This window comes from Singulisphaera rosea (assembly GCF_054877945.1).
The window spans coordinates 86,373-109,163 of record NZ_JBTYIP020000020.1 but is presented as its reverse complement, the minus strand read 5'-3'; the positions used below and the strand labels follow the sequence as shown (position 1 = coordinate 109,163).

Below are 22,791 nucleotides of genomic sequence, written 5' to 3'. Positions count from 1 at the left end.
ACGTCGTCCCCTCCTGGGGATGTCATCGCCTGTCCTCGCAGAAACCCGGTCTTGAAGAAAAGACCGGGTTTCGGATGCGACCTTGTTGTCGGAGATGTTCACGTGCTTCGAGGAGGATGCCTCATGTGGGGGTCGAGTCGCGGTGTTGAAGTTGGTGACGGCGGGCGACTCCCGTGGCGTGGCTTCCCTCGATCTCTCCCACGCCTGATCCTGGTCGTCGTCGCGGTCATGGGGACCGGTCGCGTGGCGCCGGCGCAGTCGTTGGAGGACGCCCAGACGCTCCTCAGGCGATTCGAAGCGCGGCTGGAGCCCCTGCTCGCGAAGCCGCAGCACCCGCTGTTCTTGCGGCACCTGAAGTCGCTGCGGTCGATGGCGCGGTCGCAGTTCGCCGTGCTCTCGCTGGAGCCGCCGGCTTACCTGGGGCGTCCCCTGGCCGAGCACCTGAAGGAATACCACGGCTACCTCTCGACGATCGACCGAGGGTTCGAGGGGGACGCCGCCAACCCGGACTGCTACTTCAAGGACGGCACCCGGCCCCTGATCCTCGCCTTCGCCTCGCAGCTCGACGGATCGTTGCAGTATTTCATGGTCGACCTCCCGCCGAATTGGGATCCGAACCGCGCCTATCCGTTGTTCGTCGGTCTGCACGGCACGGGGCCGGACAATCCGTTAGCGTACCCGAGCTTCGTCCTCGGGCCGAGGAGTGCCGCGCCGAAGATGAGTGCGGAGAACCCGATGATCCGGCTCGCCCCCTGGGGACGGGGCAATCGTGGCTGGCGGAACGACTCCGAGCGAGACCTGTTCGAGGCGATCGCCGACCTCCAGTCGTTCGCCAAGCTCGACCCGGAACGTTGGTATCTCACCGGCCACTCGGCCGGGGGCGACGGCGCCTGGGCGATCGCGACCCACACGCCCGACCTCTGGGCGGCCGCCGGGATGAAGTCCGGCAGCATGCGGTCCTGCCCGCCGAGCCTCGGGCTCCTCGCCAACATCCAGCATCTCCCCTTCCACATCCTGATCGGCGAGAACGACCCCCTGCCCGGCCGAGTCCCCGACTCGAAAGGAGCCTATCGCTTGCTCAAGGATGCGGGCGACGAGACCCACCTGGACCTCCTCCCGGGCGTCGGCCATTACCCGCTCCCCGACTCCGCGTACGCCGAAGAAGAAGCCTGGCTGCGGAAGTTCGTCCGCAAGCGCCCGGATGCGTTCTCCTTCACGATCGACCAGTCGGAACATCCGGGCATCTGGGGTGTGCGGATGGCCTTCCGCGACCGAGGCCCCAGACTCCTCAAGGCCCCCTGGCCCCACTTCGACGTGAAGATCGCCGGGCCCAACGTCTCCATCACCACCCAGGGCATCGGGCGACTCGCGGTCCAGCTCGGGAAAGACGGACTTGGGTTGAGCGGCCCGGTCAAGCTGACCGTCAACGACAAGGTCGTCTTCGACGGCGAGATCAAGCCCGAGGCGCTGACCATCGACCCTTGACCGCGAGCCCCTTGGCGCTCCACGGCCGGAAAGGACACGGGTCGCGATCTCGTGGGGGCGGGGTCGCGTCATGACCGCCCAGTTGAGTCACTGGGGTGACGGGGACGGTGCGTTCCCGTGGTCCCGGATCGACTCGATCGCTCCCGCCCCGGTGCCGCCTCGGGTTGCGGCCCCTCCTCGCCCGTCTCTTCGGGAGGTTGGGAGGGGCGAGACGCCGTGCGAGGAACTTTGGGCTTGGAGGGCTGGAATGGATCCGCTAGTATCGCACCTGCTGTGGTATTAGATTTAAAATGCCGGAATGTGAAAATGAGATTAAGGTTCGTAAAAAATATAAAAACATGGCAGATGATGGCTATTGTCGTGCTCTTCGCCCTGGCGAGTCTGGTGGCCCGGTCTGAACGACAGCGCCGGGTGGCTAACGGATTTGATAGCCCGGTCCGCAAGTCTCGGATCAAGATGACCGTCGGCGGGGACCCCTTGAAGGTACCCTTGAGGCCGGACAGCCCCGTCCCCGTGTCGATCCAATACCAGTTTCATCTCGACGCCACGGGGTATCGCCAAGGGGCGACGGCCAGGCTTTATGCGATCATCTGGTTTGAAGATATGGAGACCAATCGCTATGTGGACGGATACTCGTTCGACTCCGCGCTGGCCGTCGGCGAACGAGAGGATGCGTCTGGCCGGTTTGTCTGGAATGCAAGGGTCCCACACCCGGGCCCTTTCATGCTCCGGTATTTCCTGTACGAGGCCCTCCCGTCGGGCGAGTTGAGGTTCCTCGGCGGGAGTGGTGAGAGGCATGTTTTCGAGGAAGTCGTCGAGCCCCTCGTCCCGGGAGCCCAGGAATGAGATTCCGGCCGCGTTGGAGTGGCGTCGTCATGCTCGTGATTCTGGCCGGGGTCCTCGCTTTGAACCGACTCGGATGCCTCGGGCGCCGAAAAGCCCCGGAGACCGGCCTATACGGCTTGATGGTCGTGCGGTACGAGGACGGCAAGTCGGCGGGGACGAGTGCGACCTGGTTTGATGTCAACCAGCCGGAGGAGGCGGCCCGGCTCCGGGAGGAGCACGCGAGGCTTAAGAAGCTCGGGGTCGAGTGCTACGTCGCCAAGGGAGTCATAAAGAGGATGCTCCACCCGGACCCCGACCCCGCACGGGTGAATGCCCACCGTTGACGAGGCTGTTTCCCTTTCGAGCCTCGAACGCGATCCTTGGCCGGTCTGTTGAGCGGTCTGGGGCCCTGGACCCGACACCTCGGCGTTATTTCGGGCGGTCCTTGAGGAGGCCGAGTCGCACCAGGCTCTCGGCGGTGGCGACGATGGCCTCTTCGTTCGATCGGGGGGACCAGTCGAGCAGGTTTCGGGCTTTGGCGTTGGTGGCGTTCTTGGCCTTGCCGAGCTCGGGGAGGATCTGTTTCACCGCCGGGTCACGCAGGGCGGCGAGGCGCACGAGCCAGTTGGGCAGTTGTCTGGTCGGGACTCGCGCGGCGGAGGAACCCAACTGCTGTTTGAGGATCCGGGCGATATCGAGGATGGAGACGAAGTCGCCGGCGACGGCGAGGAACCGCTCCCCTTTCGCGGCCGGGTGGGTCATGGCGCGAATGTGGAGGTCGGCGACGTCTCGCACGTCGACCGCGCCGAAGATGAGCCGAGGGCAGCCGGGTATGGCCCCGTCCATCAGACGCTGGACCAGGAGGATCGACGTCGAGTAGTCGGGGCCCAGGACCGGGCCGAACACGCCGACCGGGTTGACGACGGACAACTCGAGATTGCCGCCTTCCCTGGCGATGAAATCCCAGGCCGCGCGTTCGGCCAGGGTCTTCGACTTCGTGTAGGGGAGCACGTCGTCGCCGTCCGGATTCGTCCAGCTCGTCTCGTCGAACGGCGTTTCCCGAGGCCCGTGGCCGTGGCCGTAGCCGATCGCCGCGAAGGAGGAGGTCAGCACGACGCGACGGACTCCGGCGTCGCGCGAGGCCCGCAGGACGCGGAGGGCCCCTTCGCGGGCGGGCACGATCAGCTCGTCCTCGTGCTTGGGGACGTTCGGCGGGAACGGCGAGGCCACGTGCAGCACGTATTCGCAGCCGTCGACCGCCTCGGCCCAGCCCGCGTCGGCCGTGAGGTCGGCGGCGAAGAAGGTCAGCCGATCGCCCGGCTCGGTCCCCCCTGCCCTGAGCATCGCGAGCACGTCGTCTTCGCGCTTCAGGCTCCGCACCGTGGTGCGGACCCGGTGCCCTTCGCCCAGGAGTTGCAGGATCGCATGGCTACCGATGAAGCCCGACCCGCCGGTCACCAGGATTGTGCTCATCGTCGTCCCAACGGTTCGTCGTGTCCATCGCCCACAAGATTCGTGGAGCGGCCAACGATCTTATCGGATGGGAGGACCGACGTCGCGTGGCCTCGGGATTCCTTGCGTTCATGATGAGGGATTGACCAAACACCTCATGGGATTCGACACTGATCTTCGGAGTTCGCCGACATTTGGAACGCGGGACTCATTCATGTCGTCGCCCCGTCGAATCCCCACGGTCTATGTCATTGCCGGGCCGAACGGGGCGGGGAAGACGACGTTCGCTACTGTGTTTTTGCCCGCCTTCGGCGATTGTCGCCAATTCCTCAACGCTGACCTCATCGCCGCCGGCCTCTCGCCTTTCGCCCCCGAGACGCAGAATCTTCGGGCGGGGCGGCTCCTCCTGGAACGGATTGACGAACTCTCGGCGGCCGGTGAGGACTTCGGATTCGAGACGACCTTATCGGGCCGTACTTATGTCCGACTCTTGACTCGGCTGAAGCACAAGGGCTACCGGGTCATTCTCTACTTCCTTTGGTTGCCGGACGACGAGCTCGCGATGACGCGTGTCGCCAACCGGGTGCGGCAAGGGGGCCACTCCGTTCCCGAGGCCGACATCCGGCGCCGGTACAGATTGGGGCTGAAGAACTTCTTTGACCTTTACCGCCCCTGTTGCGACGTCTGGTGGCTCTATGACGCGTCCCAACGCACGCCAGGGCTGATCGCTAGGGGTGAAGACGGACTTGTCAATGTTGAGCAGCCCGACCTGTTCGCCGCAATTCTCCGGAATCTTGAAGGGTGAATTAATGCCGACTCATTCCAAGGACCTCTCGCTCGCTGAGAAGAACGAGGCCGCCTTCAAACTCGTGGCAATCGCCGTCCTCGAGCGTGCCCGACGGACGGGGACTCCCGTGATCGTCTGGGAGGACGGTCGAGTTGTCGCGAAACCGGTCGAGGACTGTGATGTGACGCCCGAGACACCTCGCTGAAATCCAGCACGCTCATTCCCATCGAATTGAGAAGGAATTCACCACAAAGTTTCCAAGAGGTTCGAAGGGGCCCTGTTCTCATGGGATTCTCCCCTTCGTGTCTTGGTGCCCTTGTGGTGAAGAACTCACCCGGTGAGAGCGGGGCGGTTCGATCACTTCGTGACGATGAAGCGGTCGACCTCGTCGCCGTCGGCGGTGAGCTGGCGGATGGTCAGGGTCGAGCCGTCGACGTCGGCCACGGTCAGGGAGTGGACCTTGGAGACGTGCTTGAAGGTGAACTCCTGCCAGGAGGCCGGGTCGTCCTGCTGCTCGGGGTTGTAGAGGTGCTGGCCGCCGGCGCCGGTGACGAGGTAGATCACGCCTTCGGGGGTCGTGTCCGTCTGGCCGTTGAAGGTCTTGTCGAGGGTCCACTGGCCGTCGACCTGCCGGGCCTTCGACAGCTTCCCGTCCTTGCCGACGACCGGGACCGCGCCTGAGTCAGAGGAAGGGACGAAGCGGAGCGGGTAGGATCGTTGGTAGTTGTGGACGTGGCCGTTGAACACGATATCCACCTTCCCCGCCTCGAACACGGGGGAAAGGATCCTCATGTATTGTTCGCTGAAGTGTTCCTTGGACGAGTTGAAGCCGGGCTGGTGAAAGCTGACGAACCGCCAGGTCGCCCCTTTGGCGGCGGCCAGGTCGGCCGCGACCCACTGCTGGAGCTCGCGGTCGGTCCAGTTGACGGTGGCGTTCGCGTCGAGGACCGTCCAGTGGGCGTTGCCGTAGTTGAAGGAGAAGTTCGCCATCCGGGGGAAGGCCTTGCCGGCGGTCTTGGCGAACGCGGCCTTGTTTTCCTCGGAGCCGAGCAGCGGGGCGACGAGCGAGCCCCCTTCTTTGCCAACGGGCCCGTTCAGGGGCTGGACCCAGTAGTAGAAGTAGGCGAGGCCGTCGGGCGTCTTGCCCAGGTCGCGGGAGCCGATGTCGTGGTTGCCGGGAGCGGCGAGGGTCAGCGTCGAGCGCAGGAGCGGGGCGCCGATCTGGGGCGAGGCCTCGTCCGCGTTCAGGATCGGCCAGTACTTCTCGCGGTACTCGGAGATCAGGCCCTTACCGTAGACGATGTCGCCGGTGATCATCACGAAGTCGGGCTTAGATAAGTATGCGCGATAGGTGATCGCCCGCTCCTCCGGCGTGCCGGCGCCGCAGTCGCCGAAGACGACGAACCGCTGGGGCTGGTCGGCCGCCTTCGGCGCCCGGGCCTCGGCCGAGAAGACGACCTTGCCATCCAGCTTCACCCGATAGCCGAACGTCTGTCCCGGCTGGAGGCCCTGAAGGGGGACGTGATAGAGGCGGTGCGGCTCGACGCCGGCCACCGCGATGCGGCGGGCGCCCGGCGCCTTGGCCGTCGCCTGCCAACGCGTCGCGGTCCCCGTCTGGTATTCGACCGTCCAGGGGGCGTCGACGTCGGCCGTGTGCCACAACAGCACCAGCTTCTCCGGCACCTGGGTGTGGCCCAGTTGGAGATAGGGCTTGGCGAGGAACGGGCCCTTGGGGGCCTCCGGCTTCGTCGCCTCGGCCGAGGCCGGCTTCGACGGGGCTTTCGCCTCGGCCCTGGCGGCCTCGGGCGCCGGGCCCTGGGCCGGCGCGAGGGTCGACCCGCACAGGACGATCCACGGGGAGAGGATCAGGATTCGCGATGTGTTCATGGGGCGGCTCCAGGTTTTCGGGAAGAGGACGTGAGATCGGCCCGGACGCTCGTCGCGACCGCGGATCGCCCGCGACCGCCCGGATCGTTGGCCAGGTGTGAGCCGTGGGCTCAGTAGGAGTCGGCCGAGATCACTTCACCGCCGGCGATCGAGCCGAGCGAACGCCAGACCGGGCCGTTGATGCTGTCCTTGACGAACCGGACGGAGCCGTCGCCCATCAGGGAGTTGACGCCGCCGGGGTGATAGCTGTCGGCGGTGAGCATGGCGAAGACCGGTCCCCCCTGGTCCTCGTCGATCGTCACCAGGTCGTAGGACACACTCCCATAGGCGGGCACGACCACCTTGCTGTTGGGGGTATTGGCCGTGGTCACGCCGCTGTTGAAGACGCTGCCATTCGTCCACGTGGCGTGCCCCACGCGGGTGATGTCGGTGCAGGTGGGGGCGATGGTGGCGACCATCGCCGCGGTCCCGGCGACGTCGGGGTAACTGCTGTAGGTCATGCCTCCGGACGAGTTGCACTTGCGGAACTCGTGGTGTCCGATCTGAGACTCGGAGAAAAGCAGGGTGTTCGTCAGGCCGTCGGTAAACTGCGCGAGGTGCTTCGAGACGTTCGGGCTGAAGGCGACGCGGTTGACCTGGCCGAGCTCCTCCCAAACGTACCAATCGCCCACGACGTTGCCGTAGCTCGCGCCACCGTTGCCGCTGGTCGCCCTGGCCGGGGCCGGGTCGCTCGGGCAGAGGAACGTGTTGACCACGACGTTGGAGATCGTCAGATTCTGCGGGTCGGCGCACTTGTAAGAGAAGTTCATCGAGTTGAACATGGATCCCTGCTCCATGAAGGGCGCGATCCGCCCCAGCACGCTCCAGTTCGACTTGAACTGCTTCTTCGGGCTGCCCGGCTCGACCCCGATGAGGACCGAGGTGGGGGGGAAGGCGCCGACGGCGCTCTCGTAGTTGAACAACGCCAGGCCGATCTGCTTGAGGTTGTTCGTGCACTGGATCCGACGCGCCGCCTCCCGCGCCGCCTGCACGGCCGGCAACAGCAAGGCGATCAAGACCGCGATGATGGCGATCACGACCAGGAGCTCGATCAGCGTGAAGCCCGTCCGTTTCATGGGATACCTCGGGGGAGAAGATCCGTTGGCAATAGAGCCATGACCAACGTCGCGAGGACGATGTTAGGGGGGCTGGACGGGTGCCGGTAGTGAATACCCGACAAAAAATTGAAGAATGTGAATTTCTTATTCTAAAGGGTTTCTTAGACTTCCGCCGAAGCCCGGTCGTCGCGTCGGGTTAGCTTCCGGGCAATGCGAGGCTCGGGGCCGGGTCGGTCGGAAGAATAAAGGATTTCTTCGGATCCCTGTCGTGGGGAGACTTGTCGACCTGAGTCCAGATTCACCACAAAGGCACAGAGAACACGGGGAGAGAGTCCGAGGAGGTTTGTTCTTTCGGAATTCTCACCTTTGTGTCTTTGTGCCTTCGTGGTGAATCGCTCGGTCGTTGAGAGCTCGGTGGCCCTCGCGTCCCTCGTCGGGTTCGGGCTCGTGGGCCGCGATCGGCAAGCGGATCTCGAAGCGGCTTCCGAGGCCGACCCGGCTTTGCACCGTGAGCGTCCCGCCGAGGGATCGGGTGATCCGCTGGGCGACGGAGAGCCCGAGTCCCGTGCCGGGGATCCGCCCTCGCGAGGCCTGCGGCGCGCGGAAGAACGGCTCGAAGATCCTCGGTAGGTCGTCTCGGGCGATCCCGCATCCCGAATCCTCGACCGAGAGCACCGCGTGGTCGTCGTCGCGCGTGGCCGAGATCACGACGGGCGTCCCGAGCGGGCTGTACTTGCAGGCGTTGTCCAGCAGGTTCTCGACCGATTGCCACAACAAGTGGGGTTGCGCCTTGATCCACAGCGGGTCGTCGAAATCGACGGTGACGACGACGTCGCCCGATCGGGGCAAGTCGGGCCGGCCTTCGATCGATCCCGCGAGCCAACGGCCGAGCTCGAGGGACACGACCTGGGTGAGCGTGGTCGAGTCGGGCCGGCTCAGGAACAGGAGCGCCTCGACGATCCGGCCGAGGTCGACGGCCCGCGTGTGGGCCATCCGGATGACCCGGCGGTACTCCTCGCCGGATCGCTCGTGGCGCTGGGCGACCTCGAGGTGCCCGATCATCACGGCGACGGGCGTGCGCAACTGGTGCGACGCCTCGCTGCTGAATCGGCGCTGGCGGTCGTAGGCCTCGTGGAGTCGGGCGAGGAGGTCGTTGAACGCCTGCCTCAGCCCGTCGAGCTCGTCACGGGTCCCGACGTCGGCGAGGGACCACCCCGAGTTGCTCGCGTCGAGGCTGCGGGCCGATTCGACCAGGCGGGTCAGCGGGACCAGCGTCTTCCGCGAGAGCCATCGGGCGCAGAGCGCGGCCAGGCCCCAGATCGAGGCGCTGATCGCGAGGAGGAACCAGCTCAGGGTCGCCAGCGTCGACTCGGTTTCGTCGAGGGAGCCGAAGGCCGCGAGGAGGAGCGTGTCGTGGTAGCTCTTGGGCGGGACCGGTCCCGGCCGCTCGGGCGGCGGGGTGCCGGGATCCCACGTCCCGGTCGGCACGACCCGACGTTGCGCGACCCGCCACGATCGGCCCGACCGGTCCGTCACCCGCCTCGGTAGTCGCCCTCGGCCGGGCTTCGGGGTCCATTCCTCCGTCATCTGCGTTTCGATCGGAGGATCGGAGGCCGAGAGGAGCCGGCCTTTGCCGTCGAAGACGAGCCAGGCCGTCGCGCCAGGATCGTGCCAACGGCTCACCGGGAGGCGTCGCCTGCGAAGCTCCCAGCGGACCCAGGTCGGCTTGGAATCGGTGCAGGTGTCGAGCAAGAACAGCGCCGCGGTCAAACGGTCGTCGACCTGGCGGTCGAGGTAGATCCGGCACGTCACGTACATCGCCGTGGAGAACCCGATGAGCGTGAGTCCGAGGGTGGCCAGGAGGAGGATGGAGAATCGGTTGGTCAGGCTCATGCCTGCCCCCTCGGCGAGAGCCTCCCCAGGAAATAGCCCTGCCCTCGGCGGTTGTGGATCAGTTTCGGGCCGAGGGCGTCGAGCTTCCGACGGAGCTCCTTGAGATGGACCTCCAAGGTGTTCGACGAGGGGTCGGAGCCTTCGCCCCAGACGTGTTCATAAATCTGTTCGCGGGCGAGGACCCGGCCCGGGTGGCGGAGGAAGAACGAGAGCAGCGCCAACTCCTTGGCGGTGAGCTCAAGGCCCCGGCCGGCCCGTCGTGCGCGTTGGGAGACCAGGTCGACGGTCACGTCGCCGTGGCTCAAGCTGAGGGCCGGGCGAGGGATCCGGTCCCGGCGCCGGACCAGGGCTCGGACCCGGGCGAGGAGCTCCGCGAAGGCGAACGGCTTGCACAGGTAGTCGTCGGCCCCGCCGTCGAGGCCCCGGACGCGGTCGGCGACCTCGTCTCTCGCCGTGATGAAGATCACCGGGGCCTCGCCGCCGGACCCGCGGTACTCGCGCAGCAGGCTGAGGCCATCCTGCCCCGGCAGCGACCAGTCGAGCAGGACCAGGTCCCAGGTTCGGCCCGTCAGCATCGATCGGCCCTGTTCGCCGTCGATGCCGTGCTCGACGGCGAACCCTTCCTCGGCCAGGCCCGTGATGATGAACTCGGCGAACTCGGGCTCGTCCTCGATGATCAGGATGGAGAGGACCATGGACCCGCCCGAGAATTGGAGCCCGTCCGAGGATCGCCGCCGAGTCTCGAGGCTCGAGCCCCGTCGACGGTACGAATCCCGTTCATCATCGCTCCCGGTCGAGGATGATTCGTGAATATGTCGAGAAGAATTCGTGGCGATTGCAGACGTGCCGCGCCCCCGGCCCGTTGCCGGGGGACGCGAAGGAAGTGAGGAGGCGGGAGCGGGATGAAGCTCAGAGCCCGCGGTTGGTCACGACCTCGAGGATCGCCTGTTCCCGGGATTGGAGGCAGCCGCCCAGCCAGGATAAGGTGGCGCGGTACACGAGGATGATGACCACGCTTTCGATCAAGGAGAGGAGCAGGAAGATCGGGATGTTCGTGGGTTGGCCGAAGTACCCCAGCAGGGTCTCGGCCCCGAGCGGCAGGAGCGTCACGGCCTCGGTCATCGGGAACAAGAAGAGGCTGACGAACAACTGGATCAGCACCGTGCTCAGCTTCGGATTCGAGGCCTTCAGCGAGCCCGGCGAGAGGTAGATCGGCGTGTAGATCGACAGGAAGTTCGTGAAGACGCAGGCGAGCATGTACATCGAGAGGATCTGCGGGAACAGGCCGAGGAAATGATCGAGGCGCATCGGGAAGAGGATTTCCACGACCGACAACATGATCATCCCTCCGATCAGGGCGATCGGCGCGTGGGCGAGGTTCTTGCCCAGCAGGATGTCCCTGCGGGGGGCCGCGCTGAGGACGTAGACGCGGAAGCCGTCGCGTTCGAGCCCGAACTGGTTGGCCGCCAGTTGCAGCACGCTGAGCAGCATGAAGCCGGCGCCGCCGAAGGCGACGAGCGGGCGCATCATCTCCGGGATGTCATTGCGGTTGTGAAACAGCATCGAGCCGAAGACCATGCCCATAATCAATGGGGTCAGCAGGCTCATCTTCGCCTCCGGCGACCGGAGGAGCGAGCGGAAGCTCGCCATCGCGATCCCCGCGACCGACTCGGACACGCCCGGGAGCGTCCACTCGACCAGCAGCTTCGGCCTCCCCTGCTCCGCCGTTGACGTTGTCGTCGTTGTCGTTGTCGCAGTGTCCGGATGAGCCGCCCGCACCTTGCGGTTCGAGCCCTGTCCCTGGAATTGCCCGACCGTCGTCACGTAGGCACGGCGGAGGCTGACGGCGCCGATGGTCGACATTCCGAGGATCCCGAGCCAAGCCGGGAGGGCCTGCCCTTCGGCCGACGTCGCGACCCCGAACGGGAGCCATCCCACGGGTAGAATCATGTTCACAGTCCGCACGATCCGCTCGAGTCGGGCCGTGGACCGGGCACGCGACTCATGGAGGGCCTTGGTGTAGTTCGTGCTCAACTCTTCCAGACGCTTCGGGTATTCCTCCGGCGGGAATTGCTTGTCATTCGCGGCTTGGTGTAATTTCGCCTGGTCCTCGGCCAGCTTGGTTGTCAGGGCCCGGTCTTGTCCGGGATCCGCGAAGACGAACATGTTGAGGAAATTCGGGAGTTGGAAGATCATCACGAAGACGAGGGTCGCGATCGTGATGATCGTACGGCGCCTCCGAGGGTTGCTGATGAGCGAGCCGAGCCATCCCTGGAACTGGTAGGTCAGCGCCGTGACCATGAGCAGGAACGCGACCAGCGCCGGCAATGCGGGGATGAGCGCCAGGCCCTTCACCTGGATGAGCGCCAGGCTGTAGCCGAGCATGATCGGGACGAACGTGATCAGGCTGAGCCGGGCCAACGAGCTGAGATAGTTGATCAGGAAGGCCCAGTTGGCCGGGACCGGGAGGTGGAGGACCTTCGAGAGCGAGAGCGGGTCGGAGCGCTGGAGGTCGCTCATCAGCCCGATGGTCCAGAAGAGCAGGAACGCGAAGAGGATCCCATCCCAGGCATACATCAGGTGCGCGGGGGACGCCATGGGGATCAGGAAGGTCCCGAGCACCCAGCATCCGACGAACAGCGGGACCGCCGAGACGATCGCCCCGACCGCGATGATCATCATCAGCACGGAGTTGAGCGACCCGGCTCGCCGCCACTGGTTGGCCATCAGCCGCCAGCGGAGCCAGACGAAGGCCGACAGGTGTTGCCAGTTCACGACGTCGCCTCCTCGAGCCAGCCGATTTTCTTGCTCGCGTCGTGGTCGGCCCCGGCCTTCTGGAGGAAGCATTCCTCGAGCGAGGCCCCCTGCCGGATCGCATCCAGCGACGACTGCTCGACGAGCTGGCCACGGACGATGATCCCGACGTGCGTGCAGAGCCGCTCGACGATCTCGAGGACGTGCGACGTGAGGAAGACCGTGGACCCTCGCGCCACGAACCCCGCGAGCAGGTCGCGGATGACGCGCGAGGTCACCGCGTCGACCCCCTCGAACGGCTCGTCGAGGAAGAGCAAGTCGGGGTTCGGCAGGAGCGCGGCGGCCATCGCCAGCTTCTTCTTCATGCCGTGCGAGTATTCGAGCGTGAGCTTCTTCTCCTCCCGTTGCAGGTCGAGGATCGAGAGCAGCTCATCGCTCCGGCTCCGGATCGTCTCGCGCGGCATCAGGTGGATCCGGCCGACGAACGTGAGGTACTCCCTCGCCGTCAGGTTGTCGAAGAGCGCGAGGTCCTCGGGGATGACCCCCATCTTTCGCTTCGCCTCGAGGGCTTCGGTCGGGTCGAGCATGTTCCGCCCGAGCACGGACATCCGGCCCCCCGACGGGGCGAGGAGGCCCGTCAGCATCTTGATCGTCGTCGACTTCCCCGCGCCGTTCGGGCCGAGGAACCCGTAGAACGTCCCCCGCTCGACCGCCAGGTCGATCCCGCTCACGGCGCAGGCTTCGCCGAAGTATCGCGTTAACTGGTGTGTTTCGATCGCCAAGGTCATGGACGACGCCCATCTGGATATTGGCTCCGACCCCGCGTCGACCCTCCGGCCGCGGCGGCCGGGGTCGAGCGAGATCAGCAGGCCATTCGCTCTTGTCCCTCGATTATCAACGAGAGGTCGCCGGACGGACATGGCTGACCCGACCGCACTCGAGTCTCACGAGCCGTCCCCCCGGTGGGCGGGGCACTCCTGCCCCGCTCTTGCCGCGTGAGCCGGGGTGAAATCCGCGGGGCAAGGGTGCTTCACCTACCGGGAGAAATTTATGTATTTGAATAAAATCTACGTGCGTCATTGGCCTCGGGCCCGCGTGCTTTTGGCGCCCGATTGCCTTGCCGATCATTCGTGGCGAAGGGCGTCGATCGGGTCCATCATCGCGGCGCGTCGGGCGGGGTAGAGGCCGAAGAGGATGCCGATGCCGACCGAGATCCCGAAAGAAAGTAATACCGATCCCACGGTGACGAACGCTTTCTGCTCCGGGATCAGCATGACGATGACTCGGGGGATGGCGACTCCCACGGTCACACCCAAGACCCCCCCGACGCTGGAGAGCACGATCGTCTCGATCAGGAACTGCTGGGTGATGTCTTTGCGCTTGGCCCCAAGGGCGCGACGGATGCCGATCTCGCGGGTCCGCTCGGTGACGGTGGCCAGCATGATATTCATGATGCCGATGCCGCCGACCAGGAGCGAGATCGACGCGATCGTGCCCAGGATGATGCTGAACTGCCGGGCGCTCCGCTGGGCTTCTACGAGCAATTCGTAGGGGACAACGATGTCGACATCCCTGGTCTTTGCGTGCCAGGGTTTGACGGCGGCTTCGATGATCGGGTGCGTCGTCCGTACCTCGGCGATCGAACCGACCTGGAGGGTAATCTGGGAGAGTTGGGTCCTCTCGGCTTCGAAGGATCCCGAACGGGCGTTCATGACCAACTCGCCGAACCGGAGCTTGCCGGTTCTCAGCGGGATGTAAACGTCCTTGTTGAAGTCTTGTCCCGAGAGGCTGCCGCCGATCCCCGCGGTGCTCCCTCGCTCACGCGCGACGCCGACGACCGTGTAGTAATCTGCCCCGATCTTGACCGAGGCTCCAACAGGATCCCCGTAGGGAAACAGTGTCTCGGCCGTCTGGTGGCCCAGGACCGCGTAGTTCATCGCGCGTTCGTCGTCGGATTCGGTCAGGAAGCGGCCTCGCTCCATCGTTAATCGGTTGAACTCGGCGTAGTCTTCGGTCGTGGCAACGACTCGGCCGTCGAGGACATGGTTCAATCGTCGGATCTCCTTGCGCATCTCGCGGATCGGGAGAGCCTTTCGGATCGTCGGGATGGTGTCGAGGATGCGGTCGTAGTCGCTGTATTTCAGGCCGTAGTTGAGGATCCACTGAGGGCGGCCGCCGGCGGATTGCGACTCCTCGGTCGGCTTGACCGAGCGGACGATGATGTTGGTCGCCCCGAGCTGCTGGATCCTCTCCTGGGCGTCGCGGCTCGACCCTTCGCCGATGGCGAGCATCGAGATGACGGCGGCCACGCCGAAGACGATGCCGAGCACCGTCAAGCCCGAACGGAGCTTGTGCAACAGCAGGCTCTTCATGCCCTGTTTCAGGGCGCGCCACGTTCGTGCCACGACAACGGTCTCCGGTGTGAGGGGGCCACCATGATCGGACATTCGTCCGCGGATGGTCAATATTAGCTCAGTAGCTGTCGGCGCTGATGACTTCACCTCCGTTGCGAGTGGAGAGAGCCTGGTAAACGCCGGGACTTGTTCCGGGGAGGAGCGAGTAGAGGGTGGTCCCGTCGAAGGGATGCCAGGTGCCGCCGCCGTCCTTGACCCCGGTCGGGTTGCCGAAGGCGTCGACGGGCCAGGACTGGATCGTCTCCTTGAAGAATCGGACCGAGCCGTCCGCCATCGCGAAGTTGGACCCGCCCGGGTGCCGGCTCGACGCCGAGTTCCACAGGGCATTGTCTTCGACGGTCGGCGGGAGGTTCGGGTCCGGGGCGGGAAGAGAGGCGATCGCGACGAGGCGCTGGGGGTTCATCGCGGTCAAGGTGTCGAACAGGCTGGCGCCGACCCAACCGCTGAACCACCAGTTGCTGTCCGCTCGATAGCGATCGAAGAGGATCCGTTCCCCCAGGAGGATCGTGTTGCTCGTCCCGTCGGTCACGTCGGCGATCCGGGTCCGGCTGTTCACGAAGAAGATCCCGTTGTCCTGCGCCGCGAGCGTCGCGAGCGTCGGGCTCGACGATGGCCTCATCGCCCAGTGGGACCAGGTCCCCGTGCAGCCGTTGTAGCTGCCGTGGGCCACCTGGAAGCCGTTATAGGTCGTCCACATGGTCGGCGTGTCGATCTGCCAGGCGGTCGAGTCGCTCGGGCACAAGAGGGCGCTCACCTGGGTCCGGTGGATGGTCAGGTTCTCGGGGAAGGTGAGGTTCAACGAGAAGTTCACGGCATTATAGAGGGCGGACTGCTCCATCTGCGGCAGCATCGCCACGAAGATGCTGGGTCCGTCTTCATAGTCGCCCGCCTTGATCCAGCCGACGCTGCGGGTCGCCACCCTCATCGGGGTGCCCGTGGGGAAGCACCCGTTGGAGGACTCATAGTTGTGGGACGCCAGGGCGAGTTGCTTGAGGTTGTTGACGCACTGCGCCCGCCTCGCGGCTTCTCGGGCGGCCTGCACGGCCGGGAGCAGGAGTGCGATCAGGATGGCAATAATCGAGATCACGACCAGAAGCTCGATCAGCGTGAATCCACCTGGGGGAACATGACGTCGCGTCATTTCGGGGCTCCGTGTCGTCCATTCCGAAAAGGATGTCCAGGACTCCACGGCGAGACTACGAGGTGGCGGATGACGCGGGCGTTACGCCGAGATGACGATTTCGTCATGTTGGCCGGCCGGGAACGACAGGGTCGCGACACACCCGGCCCCAACCCGGCTCGTGATGGAGACACTCCCTCCGTGCAACTCGGCGATGCTCTTGACGATCGCCAGCCCGAGCCCGACCCCCCGCCCCGAAGAGCGGGCGGGATCGAGCCGATAGAACCGATCGAACAGCCTGGGCAGATGCTCGGGCGCGATCCCGAGGCCCGTGTCGGAGACCGAGACCTCGAGGCCATCCGGTCCTGTTGACGCCGAGACGCAGACTTGGCCCCCTTCGGGCGTGTGGGTCAGGGCGTTGGTCAGGAGGTTCCCCAGCGCCCGCTGGAACAAGGTTCGGTCGAGCCGGCACGACAGGTGGGGCGGGGACTCGATGGCCAGCTCGATCCCCGCCTCCTCGGCCGCCGGCCCGTAGAATTCGCGGATGGCCGTTAGCTCGGTCGCCAGGTCGAACGTCTCCAACTCGAGCACGGTCCTCGGGTCCTCGGCCCGCGCGAGGAACAGCAGCCGCTCGATCAGCCGAGCGAGGTGCTCGGCCGAGTCCAGGCAGGCCGCGAGTGCCTCGCGATCCTCATCGCGGGTGCGTGACGCCGCGAGGGCGACCTCGGCGACGTTGCGGATCGCATGCACGGGCGTCCGGAGCTCGTGGGCGATGTCGCCCGAGAACCGCTCGAGACGCCCGAAGGAGTCCTCGAGCCGTCCGAGCATGACGTTGAAGGTCCGGGCCAGGTCGCCGAGCTCGGCGGGGAGCCCTTCCGTGACGATGCGTTCGTCCAACCGCTCCGGGCCGATCCGGCGCGTCGTCGCCACGATCTCCTCGAGGGGCCGGAGGCCGCGTCGGGCGATCACGATCCCGACGACGGCCGACGCCGCCAGGGCCGGGACCATGACGAACACGATGGCATGCCGGTAGCGCCTGAGCAACTCCAGCTCGCGGGTCCGGTCGAAGGCGACCTCGTAAATCCGGCCGTCGACTCGCCGCGCCAGGGCACGGTACCACCGCCCATTGGCGGTGAAATAGTTGACCCCCGACGTGCCCGGGACGAGGTCCTTCGGCAGTCGATTCCTCCCGACTCGGGTCTCGAAGAGGACCTTCCCGCTCTCGTCGCGAATGCGGAGGTCGTCGGTCTCCCAGTCCTCGGGTCCGGGGAGTAGTTTGCCGGTGCGGAGCTGGTACTTCTTCAGGTAGTCGATGCCGAAGACGAGCCACCTGTCGGCCTCGGTCTCCAGGCCCGACGCGATGGTTACGTACAAGCTCGTGGTCGCGACGATGAGGAGGACCGCCGCCGATCCGGCATACCAGGCGGCCATCCTCGCCCCCATCGACCACGCCTTACCCCCGGTCTTCGAGGACATAGCCCACCCCGCGAACCGTGTGGATGAGTTTCACCGGGAACGGGTCGTCGACCTTGGCCCGGAGCCGACGGACGTGGACGTCGACCACGTTGGAGTCGCTGTCGAAGTTCATGTCCCAGACCTGTTCCGCGATCAAGGTCCTCGACAGCACGTCCCCCGCGCGTCGGATCAACAAGGCCAGGAGGCTGAACTCCTTGGGCGTCAGCTCCAGCTTGCGGCCCGCGCGGCTCGCGGTGAACCGGTGCGTGTCGACTTCCAGGTCCGCGATCCGGAGGGTCTCCGTCTGCCGCCCGGCACCTCGACGCAGCACCGACCTCACGCGAGCGAGGAACTCGGAAAAGGCGAACGGCTTGACGAGGTAGTCGTCCGCCCCCAGTTCCAGGCCTCGGACGCGGTCATGAACGGCGTCCATCGCGGTCAGGAACAAGACGGGCGTCTGCCGCCCCCCTGCCCTCAGCTCGGCGATCACGGACCACCCGTCCTGGCCGGGAAGCATGACGTCGAGGACGATCAGGTCATAGTCGACGGTCCTCGCCGAATGCAGGCCGTCATCGCCTCGAAACGCGACATCGACCGTGAATCCCGCCTCGACGAGGCCCTTGCGCAGATAGTCGATGGTCTTGCGGTCATCCTCGACGAGTAGAAGTTTCATGTCGTTTTTACGAGAATGGTCTTGCTGCAAAGTCACCAGGGGAGAACCCCGAGCGGGCTAATCCCTCTTAATCTATCGCATGTTGTATTTTTATATTTATGTCGTGAAAGAATCCTTGGGTTAAGAGTATGGTGGAGATCGGCGAAGAGAGTCGTTCCTTCGACAGTCTTTGGCACGGTCTGGCAAGAGACCAGGATCATTCGACCCGACCGGCGACGACCATCGCTCGGATCTTCTCCACCAATCCCCTGATATACGGCGCTTCGTGCCCATCGGGTCGTTCGCCGTAATGGTGCCAGCGGCGGCACTCGAAGAAGAGGCAGGTTCGCAACTCGGTCAATGTTGAGTCCGGTGCCTGATTGGCAATCTCCGCGCAACGCTCGAACGAGCCCCAGTGTTTGAATCCGTTGAATGTGTCGGCGAGCCGCCAGACCCCCGCCCCGTCCGCGTCGGGTGGCGGCAGGTGTTCATGCGTCAGAACTTGGTTCGGAATCGTCTCCACGAGCTCAAAGGCTTCATCGGGCATCGGGTTGGGAAAGGGATTCCTCGTCGTATCCATCTCGACCCACTCATGATTCTGGCGCCAATCGCCGTCGCTCCGCAGAAATTCGACGAATGCCGCTTTGACTTGCTCAAGTGACAAGTCGCCTGGAACCCGAAATTCCTTCCTCGCGACCCCGTCGCTGTATTCTAACGTCCAAGGTTCCGAGCCGGTTTTCTCGAGGAATGCCCGGAGTTCTTCGGCCAAAGGATCATCGGGAGGCGCACAATGCGAGGGTGTTCCCCGACAGCCCGCCTGGATGAACACGTCGTCCGACTTCCAAAGATGAGCGAAGCCCCCGATGGCTTTGCCCTCGAAGGCTCGCTCGATGAGGGCCTCGGAGACGTTCTCGATGTCGGGCAGATTTTGAGAAGACAATCGCAAGCCACCCTCCCTGTCGGCCAGTTCTCCGGCTCGATGGTGCCAGCTCGGTCTCGAACCCGAGGGTTCCCAACCAAGTTGACCGGATCCGCTTGGTGGGCCTCAGCGATGAGTCTCGAAGAAATCGAACCAGAGAGACTACTGTTCTTTTGTTCTCATTGTCGATAAAGTCGGCTGATATGACGGATGGCGACGCCAGGAGTCTCCGATGAATCACTTCGACCAGGTGATCGGTATCCTGAACGGCCGGTTCCCGGGCCAGTTCGAGTGTCGGCCGGGGACTCAGGGACGAGCCTCGGGATTGGAGATCCGTTGCGTCGATCGCCCTGGGTTTGCGTTCCTGTACGAGCCGTCTCGCCTTCGCACCTCCGATCCAACTCGGTCGATCGACTACCTACTCGCCTTGCGCGAGGCTGACGACGGCGAGAAGGCCGAGTGCTGGAGCACTTTCCGTCCCGACGACGTGGTGGATCGCCTCCTCCCCTGGGCGTTTCCCCAGGAATGGACGCTGCCCGGGCCGATCGATCGGCTGAAGGAGAAGCGTCGTCTCGAGACCCTCTCGGCCGGCCTCGAGGCCAGGGGCCGGCTGGACGTCCGCGCCGTCGACCCCGACCCCGCCCTCCTCGCATTGCTGACAGTCGAGGCGCGTCGGGCCCTTGAACGGGATCTTGCCTCGCTCGACTCGTCTCGGATCCGGCGGCATTTCCCCTGGGACCACCTCGGGCGGCTCGCTCTCGAAGCCTCGGCGATGTTGGCGGTCTACGCGACGACAAAGCCGCTTGCCAACCGGAGGTTCGTCTGCCTCGCCGCGGTGGGGCCCGCCCGGCGTCGCGATGCGCAGGAAATCCGGATCGAGCTGACGGCCCTCTTCCCTGTCAACCAGACGCACCGCTGGCAAGAACACCCCTGGATGTGGCAACGCGTCGACGTCCCCGCGGACGAACTCCTGGGTGCCCCCACCGGAGATGACAAAGAATCCCCCGAGCAAGCCTCCCTACGCCTCCTCGACGAAGGCAAGATCGAGGACGCCCTGGCCCTCTTCGGCGTGACCCTGAGCGACGATCTCCACCGCCTCCTCGGCGGCCAGCGGATCGTCCCCCCCGCCTGCTGCGCCCACGCCGATGCGTCCTGGACCGAGCTCCTCGTCTCGACCTTGCGCCTATCCGCCCCCTGGCTCCTTGCCCGGGCCGTCCCCGAGGAGGCCGATCGGATCCGTCGCTGCACCGGCCAAAAGCCCGGCGCTCGTGCCCTCAACTGGAAGCTCGCCATCTTCCCGGGCCAATTCCACTCGCGCAAAGCCAGTCTGGTCCTCACCGCCGACCGCGACGGCCGAAACCCTCGCTTCCTCATCGAAGCCACGGCGAGCAACGCCAGGCTCGCCGACACGTCCTGGAAACGCCCGATCGAGGTCGATTTTCAACGCTATGGTGTCTCACAATCTTGTGAGTCACAGGTGCTCTCCTCGCGGTCCGAGTTGCGTCCGATCGAGCGGAACTGAGATAGACCTGTGGAGCCTCGAACATGGGCGAGTATTTCATGATCGTCAACCCGGACAAGGGCCAGTACCTCGACAGCAATGCGCTGGGCACGTCGGTCAAGCTCGATGGACTCATCGCCAGCCCCCTTCCCAAGATCTTGGTCTGGCTCCTGGCCGACGGGGCTCCTCTTACGGGAGGGACACCGATGCGGGGATCCTGGGCCGGCGATCGGCTCATCGTCGCCGGGGACGAAGGGCCCAGCGAGCCGGTCTATAGGCGAGCGCATGCCGAGTATCGGGACATCACCATCGAGGCGTTCGAGGCCCTCGCCGCGGGATCGAGCATTGTCTTCTTGGAATACGAGGAGCAAGGGATGCTCGACGACGAGGGAGAACTGATCCCCGATTGGGCGTTGCGTATGAAGCCGATCGATCCCGGGGATGTCTGATTCGTGACCGATGGTTCGCGCCTGGTGGCCCGAGGATCGTCGGCGATCCGCAGCCTCTAATCTGGGAAATGATCGTCGAGATGTGCGGAAATCGGGTTTGCTCTGAGGAGTCGGTTGGGATTTGAGTCTCAGCGACACGGCTTCGGCGAGTCCCCCCTGCTCTCTCGAGAGGCTCGGACGTGCGGTCGACGCGACGCCGAGTTGATGCTCAGCCTCGGTCCTCAAGGCCCATCAATGCGAACCCTGGCCCGGCAGGGAATAGCTCTTCGCTTCGTCGTCGAGGATCAGGATCCAGTCGTGACCCTGGCCTTGGGAGGGGGGGCGGAATTCGCGGTGGCCCTCGCGGGGGATGGTGTCGATGACTTTGGCAACACCGGTGCGGGGGTCGTACCAGGAGGCGCGGAGGCGGGGGCCGGAGAGCTTGGCGAGGTCGACGGTGAAAGGCTTGCCGGAGGCGGAGTAGACGAGGGCGTAGCTGCCGTCGTCGGCTCGGGTGGCCTGGACGTGGTCGGTGCCTCGGCCGGGGGGGGAGGCCAGGAGGGATTGGTCGGGGATCCGGGTGAGGAACGGGCGGGACTCGATCAGGGCGCGAAGGTATTTCATCTGGGTCGCGCCGGGGAGGAGGATGGCCTGGCGCCAGGGGGTGCGGGCGAAGGTGACCGGCGGGCGGGTCGGGCCGAGGAATTGCCAGATGTCGTGGCAGCCGTAGGTGTGGCCCAGGGCCCCGGCGAAGACCGCCCAGTAGGCGTGCTTGCGAGTGTCGTAGTCGTCGAGGTAGCCCTTCTTGGCGTCGAAGTCGACGGGATGGTCCTCGTAGCCAGGCTCCCCGTCGAGGGCGGGCTTGGAGGGCTTGCGGGCGAGGTCGGCCGCGATCCTCGCGTCGTTGTCGTGGTCGTGGCCGTGGCCCGACTGGATCATGTTGAACGCCAGCCAGTCGTCGTTCTGGAACCACTTCGACGAGGATTGGCCGCCGTTAGGGTGATAGGTCATCAAGTGCCGGCCGCCGTCGCCCTTGCGGAGGCCCACGGCCATGGCGCGGACGATCGACTTGTGGCGGTCGTTGTCGACGGGCCGGTCACCCCCCAGGATCCAGACGATTGGCTTGTCCTTGTAGCGCTTGCCGAGGAACTCGCCGTAGACGGCGGCATTCTCGGGGGTGAAGACCTCGGGCCCGACGCCCCACTTCTTGTTCCACTTGTCGCCCCAGGTCGGCAGCATGCCGATCACCAGGCCCAGGGCCTCGGCGCGGTCGACGATGTGGTCGACGTGCTGGAAATAGGCCTCGATCGGCCGGGTCGGGTCTTTACCTTCGAGCGGGACGTGGCCGTACGCATTGGGGAGGTCCAGGCCCGAGAACTCGGCGAGCACGACCGCCTGGATGACCGTGAACCCCTGCGAGGCCCGGGTCTTCAAATAGAAGTCGGCCTCGTCACGGTCGAGCCGGTGGAACAATTCCCAGGCGGTGTCGCCGAGGTAGAAGAAGGGCTTGCCGAATTGATCGATCAGGTCGCGATGATTGTCGCTGACCCTCGCCGGGTAGGGCGTCCGTGTCGTTGGCGTCCCCTCCGACGCCGGGGCCGCGGCCAGGACGTCCCAAGAGGCGAAGAGGCTCATTGCCAGGAACGCAAGAACACAACGTCGTCCGGACATGGATCGCTCCAGATGAGTCGTCGGGAGAGGACGTGCCTGGCCTCGTGCGGGATCTACGAAGGGTCTTTCGACGTCGATCCGCGTCCGCCTCGCATGAGGCGATACTCCCCGGGCGATTACTCGAGTAGACGCGACGTCTCCTGCCCGACCCTCTCGCAGACCCCAAACCCCTTCGTCCCCTCGGAGACAAGCACTCGCGGAGAAGTTGACCTCGAAGACAGCCATATGATCTGGTGATACGCCGTGCCAGGGAGAGATTCAAGAGAAATGACGAAACTCCGGTTCGATCCTTCCTCGTCACTAATGGTTATTCAATGTTCATTGAAAGCTCCCACGGTCCCTGTGGGAATGCCCTCCTTGGATTTTTCGCGTTCATTTTTACAGATGATGAAGTGCCAATGTGCCAAGCGGATGCGACACAATTCCGCTCAAGGTGCGGGTGAGGAAGAGG

The 22,791-nt window shown here is 65.1% G+C and carries 20 protein-coding genes; 7 read left to right on the top strand and 13 right to left on the bottom strand.

Annotated elements, in window-relative coordinates:
• Nucleotides 1-123 precede the first annotated feature (123 nt).
• From ACYOEI_RS27695 to ACYOEI_RS27685, 3 genes are all read left to right on the top strand, one after another.
• Nucleotides 124-1,485, top strand: coding sequence for a carboxylesterase family protein (locus tag ACYOEI_RS27695; RefSeq protein ID WP_462852890.1), 1,362 nt, complete (start codon nucleotides 124-126; stop codon nucleotides 1,483-1,485).
• Nucleotides 1,486-1,830: 345 nt separating this feature from the next.
• Nucleotides 1,831-2,331 carry a hypothetical protein gene (locus tag ACYOEI_RS27690; protein ID WP_462852889.1) on the top strand — a complete coding sequence of 167 codons (501 nt, stop codon included), beginning with the start codon at nucleotides 1,831-1,833 and terminating at the stop codon, nucleotides 2,329-2,331.
• Nucleotides 2,328-2,654: a hypothetical protein gene (locus ACYOEI_RS27685; RefSeq protein WP_462852888.1), complete on the top strand. Its 327-nt coding sequence runs from the start codon at nucleotides 2,328-2,330 to the stop codon at nucleotides 2,652-2,654. Before ACYOEI_RS27690 ends, ACYOEI_RS27685 begins: the two co-directional genes overlap by 4 nt.
• 85 nt (nucleotides 2,655-2,739) lie before the next feature.
• Here ACYOEI_RS27685 and ACYOEI_RS27680 read toward each other — a convergent pair whose 3' ends face one another.
• Entirely contained in the window at nucleotides 2,740-3,783 is a 1,044-nt protein-coding gene (locus ACYOEI_RS27680; protein WP_462852887.1) for an SDR family oxidoreductase, read from the bottom strand.
• A 193-nt stretch (nucleotides 3,784-3,976) separates the two neighbouring features.
• Here ACYOEI_RS27680 and ACYOEI_RS27675 point away from each other — a divergent pair, with 193 nt between their 5' ends.
• Both ACYOEI_RS27675 and ACYOEI_RS27670 read left to right on the top strand, forming a co-directional pair.
• Nucleotides 3,977-4,567 (top strand): ATPase, encoded by a 591-nt coding sequence (locus tag ACYOEI_RS27675; RefSeq protein WP_462852886.1) that lies wholly within the window; start codon nucleotides 3,977-3,979, stop codon nucleotides 4,565-4,567.
• A 4-nt stretch (nucleotides 4,568-4,571) separates the two neighbouring features.
• Nucleotides 4,572-4,754, top strand: a complete 183-nt coding sequence (locus ACYOEI_RS27670; RefSeq protein ID WP_462852885.1) for a hypothetical protein — start codon at nucleotides 4,572-4,574, stop codon at nucleotides 4,752-4,754.
• 152 nt (nucleotides 4,755-4,906) lie between these two features.
• Here ACYOEI_RS27670 and ACYOEI_RS27665 read toward each other — a convergent pair whose 3' ends face one another.
• The 11 genes from ACYOEI_RS27665 to ACYOEI_RS27615 all read right to left on the bottom strand — a co-directional run bounded on the left by ACYOEI_RS27665 (nucleotide 4,907) and on the right by ACYOEI_RS27615 (nucleotide 18,767).
• Complete coding sequence (locus ACYOEI_RS27665; RefSeq protein WP_462852884.1) at nucleotides 4,907-6,436, bottom strand: metallophosphoesterase; 1,530 nt, start codon at nucleotides 6,434-6,436, stop codon at nucleotides 4,907-4,909.
• Nucleotides 6,437-6,546: 110 nt separating this feature from the next.
• The gene (locus ACYOEI_RS27660; protein ID WP_462852883.1) at nucleotides 6,547-7,551 is read right to left on the bottom strand and encodes a DUF1559 family PulG-like putative transporter; all 1,005 of its coding nucleotides are present in this window, start codon (nucleotides 7,549-7,551) and stop codon (nucleotides 6,547-6,549) included.
• 342 nt (nucleotides 7,552-7,893) lie between these two features.
• Complete coding sequence (locus tag ACYOEI_RS27655) at nucleotides 7,894-9,426, bottom strand: sensor histidine kinase (protein ID WP_462852882.1); 1,533 nt, start codon at nucleotides 9,424-9,426, stop codon at nucleotides 7,894-7,896.
• Nucleotides 9,423-10,121, bottom strand: coding sequence for a response regulator transcription factor (locus tag ACYOEI_RS27650; protein ID WP_462852881.1), 699 nt, complete (start codon nucleotides 10,119-10,121; stop codon nucleotides 9,423-9,425). The genes ACYOEI_RS27655 and ACYOEI_RS27650 overlap by 4 nt, the downstream gene beginning before the upstream one ends.
• A gap of 214 nt (nucleotides 10,122-10,335) precedes the next feature.
• The gene (locus ACYOEI_RS27645; RefSeq protein WP_462852880.1) at nucleotides 10,336-12,201 is read right to left on the bottom strand and encodes an ABC-2 transporter permease; all 1,866 of its coding nucleotides are present in this window, start codon (nucleotides 12,199-12,201) and stop codon (nucleotides 10,336-10,338) included.
• On the bottom strand, nucleotides 12,198-12,968 hold the full coding sequence (locus ACYOEI_RS27640; protein ID WP_462852879.1) for an ABC transporter ATP-binding protein: 771 nt from the start codon (nucleotides 12,966-12,968) through the stop codon (nucleotides 12,198-12,200). Before ACYOEI_RS27640 ends, ACYOEI_RS27645 begins: the two co-directional genes overlap by 4 nt.
• A gap of 336 nt (nucleotides 12,969-13,304) precedes the next feature.
• Nucleotides 13,305-14,585, bottom strand: coding sequence for an ABC transporter permease (locus ACYOEI_RS27635; protein ID WP_462852878.1), 1,281 nt, complete (start codon nucleotides 14,583-14,585; stop codon nucleotides 13,305-13,307).
• A 67-nt stretch (nucleotides 14,586-14,652) separates the two neighbouring features.
• Nucleotides 14,653-15,735, bottom strand: a complete 1,083-nt coding sequence (locus ACYOEI_RS27630; protein ID WP_462852877.1) for a DUF1559 domain-containing protein — start codon at nucleotides 15,733-15,735, stop codon at nucleotides 14,653-14,655.
• An 81-nt stretch (nucleotides 15,736-15,816) separates the two neighbouring features.
• A complete protein-coding gene (locus ACYOEI_RS27625) occupies nucleotides 15,817-17,190 on the bottom strand; it encodes a heavy metal sensor histidine kinase (RefSeq protein WP_462852876.1) in 1,374 nt (457 codons plus the stop codon).
• Nucleotides 17,168-17,842, bottom strand: coding sequence for a heavy metal response regulator transcription factor (locus tag ACYOEI_RS27620; RefSeq protein WP_462852875.1), 675 nt, complete (start codon nucleotides 17,840-17,842; stop codon nucleotides 17,168-17,170). The genes ACYOEI_RS27625 and ACYOEI_RS27620 overlap by 23 nt, the downstream gene beginning before the upstream one ends.
• 196 nt (nucleotides 17,843-18,038) lie before the next feature.
• Entirely contained in the window at nucleotides 18,039-18,767 is a 729-nt protein-coding gene (locus ACYOEI_RS27615) for a hypothetical protein (protein WP_462852874.1), read from the bottom strand.
• Nucleotides 18,768-18,972: 205 nt separating this feature from the next.
• Here ACYOEI_RS27615 and ACYOEI_RS27610 point away from each other — a divergent pair, with 205 nt between their 5' ends.
• Both ACYOEI_RS27610 and ACYOEI_RS27605 read left to right on the top strand, forming a co-directional pair.
• Nucleotides 18,973-20,262, top strand: coding sequence for a hypothetical protein (locus ACYOEI_RS27610; protein WP_462852873.1), 1,290 nt, complete (start codon nucleotides 18,973-18,975; stop codon nucleotides 20,260-20,262).
• Nucleotides 20,263-20,285: 23 nt separating this feature from the next.
• Nucleotides 20,286-20,690, top strand: coding sequence for a hypothetical protein (locus ACYOEI_RS27605; RefSeq protein WP_462852872.1), 405 nt, complete (start codon nucleotides 20,286-20,288; stop codon nucleotides 20,688-20,690).
• 231 nt (nucleotides 20,691-20,921) lie between these two features.
• Here ACYOEI_RS27605 and ACYOEI_RS27600 read toward each other — a convergent pair whose 3' ends face one another.
• Nucleotides 20,922-22,340 carry a glycoside hydrolase family 140 protein gene (locus ACYOEI_RS27600; protein ID WP_462852871.1) on the bottom strand — a complete coding sequence of 473 codons (1,419 nt, stop codon included), beginning with the start codon at nucleotides 22,338-22,340 and terminating at the stop codon, nucleotides 20,922-20,924.
• Nucleotides 22,341-22,791 lie beyond the last annotated feature (451 nt).

What these genes read in the sequence shown, in the direction of transcription:
- ACYOEI_RS27675 (WP_462852886.1), top strand. Translation starts at nt 3,977, where the DNA reads ATGTCGTCGCCCCGTCGAATCCCCACGGTCTATGTCATTGCCGGGCCG.
- ACYOEI_RS27605 (WP_462852872.1), top strand. Translation starts at nt 20,286, where the DNA reads ATGGGCGAGTATTTCATGATCGTCAACCCGGACAAGGGCCAGTACCTC.
- ACYOEI_RS27600 (WP_462852871.1), bottom strand. Translation starts at nt 22,340, where the DNA reads ATGTCCGGACGACGTTGTGTTCTTGCGTTCCTGGCAATGAGCCTCTTC.
- ACYOEI_RS27630 (WP_462852877.1), bottom strand. Translation starts at nt 15,735, where the DNA reads ATGACGCGACGTCATGTTCCCCCAGGTGGATTCACGCTGATCGAGCTT.
- ACYOEI_RS27610 (WP_462852873.1), top strand. Translation starts at nt 18,973, where the DNA reads ATGAATCACTTCGACCAGGTGATCGGTATCCTGAACGGCCGGTTCCCG.
- ACYOEI_RS27680 (WP_462852887.1), bottom strand. Translation starts at nt 3,783, where the DNA reads ATGAGCACAATCCTGGTGACCGGCGGGTCGGGCTTCATCGGTAGCCAT.
- ACYOEI_RS27625 (WP_462852876.1), bottom strand. Translation starts at nt 17,190, where the DNA reads ATGTCCTCGAAGACCGGGGGTAAGGCGTGGTCGATGGGGGCGAGGATG.
- ACYOEI_RS27650 (WP_462852881.1), bottom strand. Translation starts at nt 10,121, where the DNA reads ATGGTCCTCTCCATCCTGATCATCGAGGACGAGCCCGAGTTCGCCGAG.
- ACYOEI_RS27620 (WP_462852875.1), bottom strand. Translation starts at nt 17,842, where the DNA reads ATGAAACTTCTACTCGTCGAGGATGACCGCAAGACCATCGACTATCTG.
- ACYOEI_RS27640 (WP_462852879.1), bottom strand. Translation starts at nt 12,968, where the DNA reads ATGACCTTGGCGATCGAAACACACCAGTTAACGCGATACTTCGGCGAA.
- ACYOEI_RS27670 (WP_462852885.1), top strand. Translation starts at nt 4,572, where the DNA reads ATGCCGACTCATTCCAAGGACCTCTCGCTCGCTGAGAAGAACGAGGCC.
- ACYOEI_RS27690 (WP_462852889.1), top strand. Translation starts at nt 1,831, where the DNA reads ATGATGGCTATTGTCGTGCTCTTCGCCCTGGCGAGTCTGGTGGCCCGG.
- ACYOEI_RS27685 (WP_462852888.1), top strand. Translation starts at nt 2,328, where the DNA reads ATGAGATTCCGGCCGCGTTGGAGTGGCGTCGTCATGCTCGTGATTCTG.
- ACYOEI_RS27660 (WP_462852883.1), bottom strand. Translation starts at nt 7,551, where the DNA reads ATGAAACGGACGGGCTTCACGCTGATCGAGCTCCTGGTCGTGATCGCC.
- ACYOEI_RS27655 (WP_462852882.1), bottom strand. Translation starts at nt 9,426, where the DNA reads ATGAGCCTGACCAACCGATTCTCCATCCTCCTCCTGGCCACCCTCGGA.
- ACYOEI_RS27695 (WP_462852890.1), top strand. Translation starts at nt 124, where the DNA reads ATGTGGGGGTCGAGTCGCGGTGTTGAAGTTGGTGACGGCGGGCGACTC.
- ACYOEI_RS27665 (WP_462852884.1), bottom strand. Translation starts at nt 6,436, where the DNA reads ATGAACACATCGCGAATCCTGATCCTCTCCCCGTGGATCGTCCTGTGC.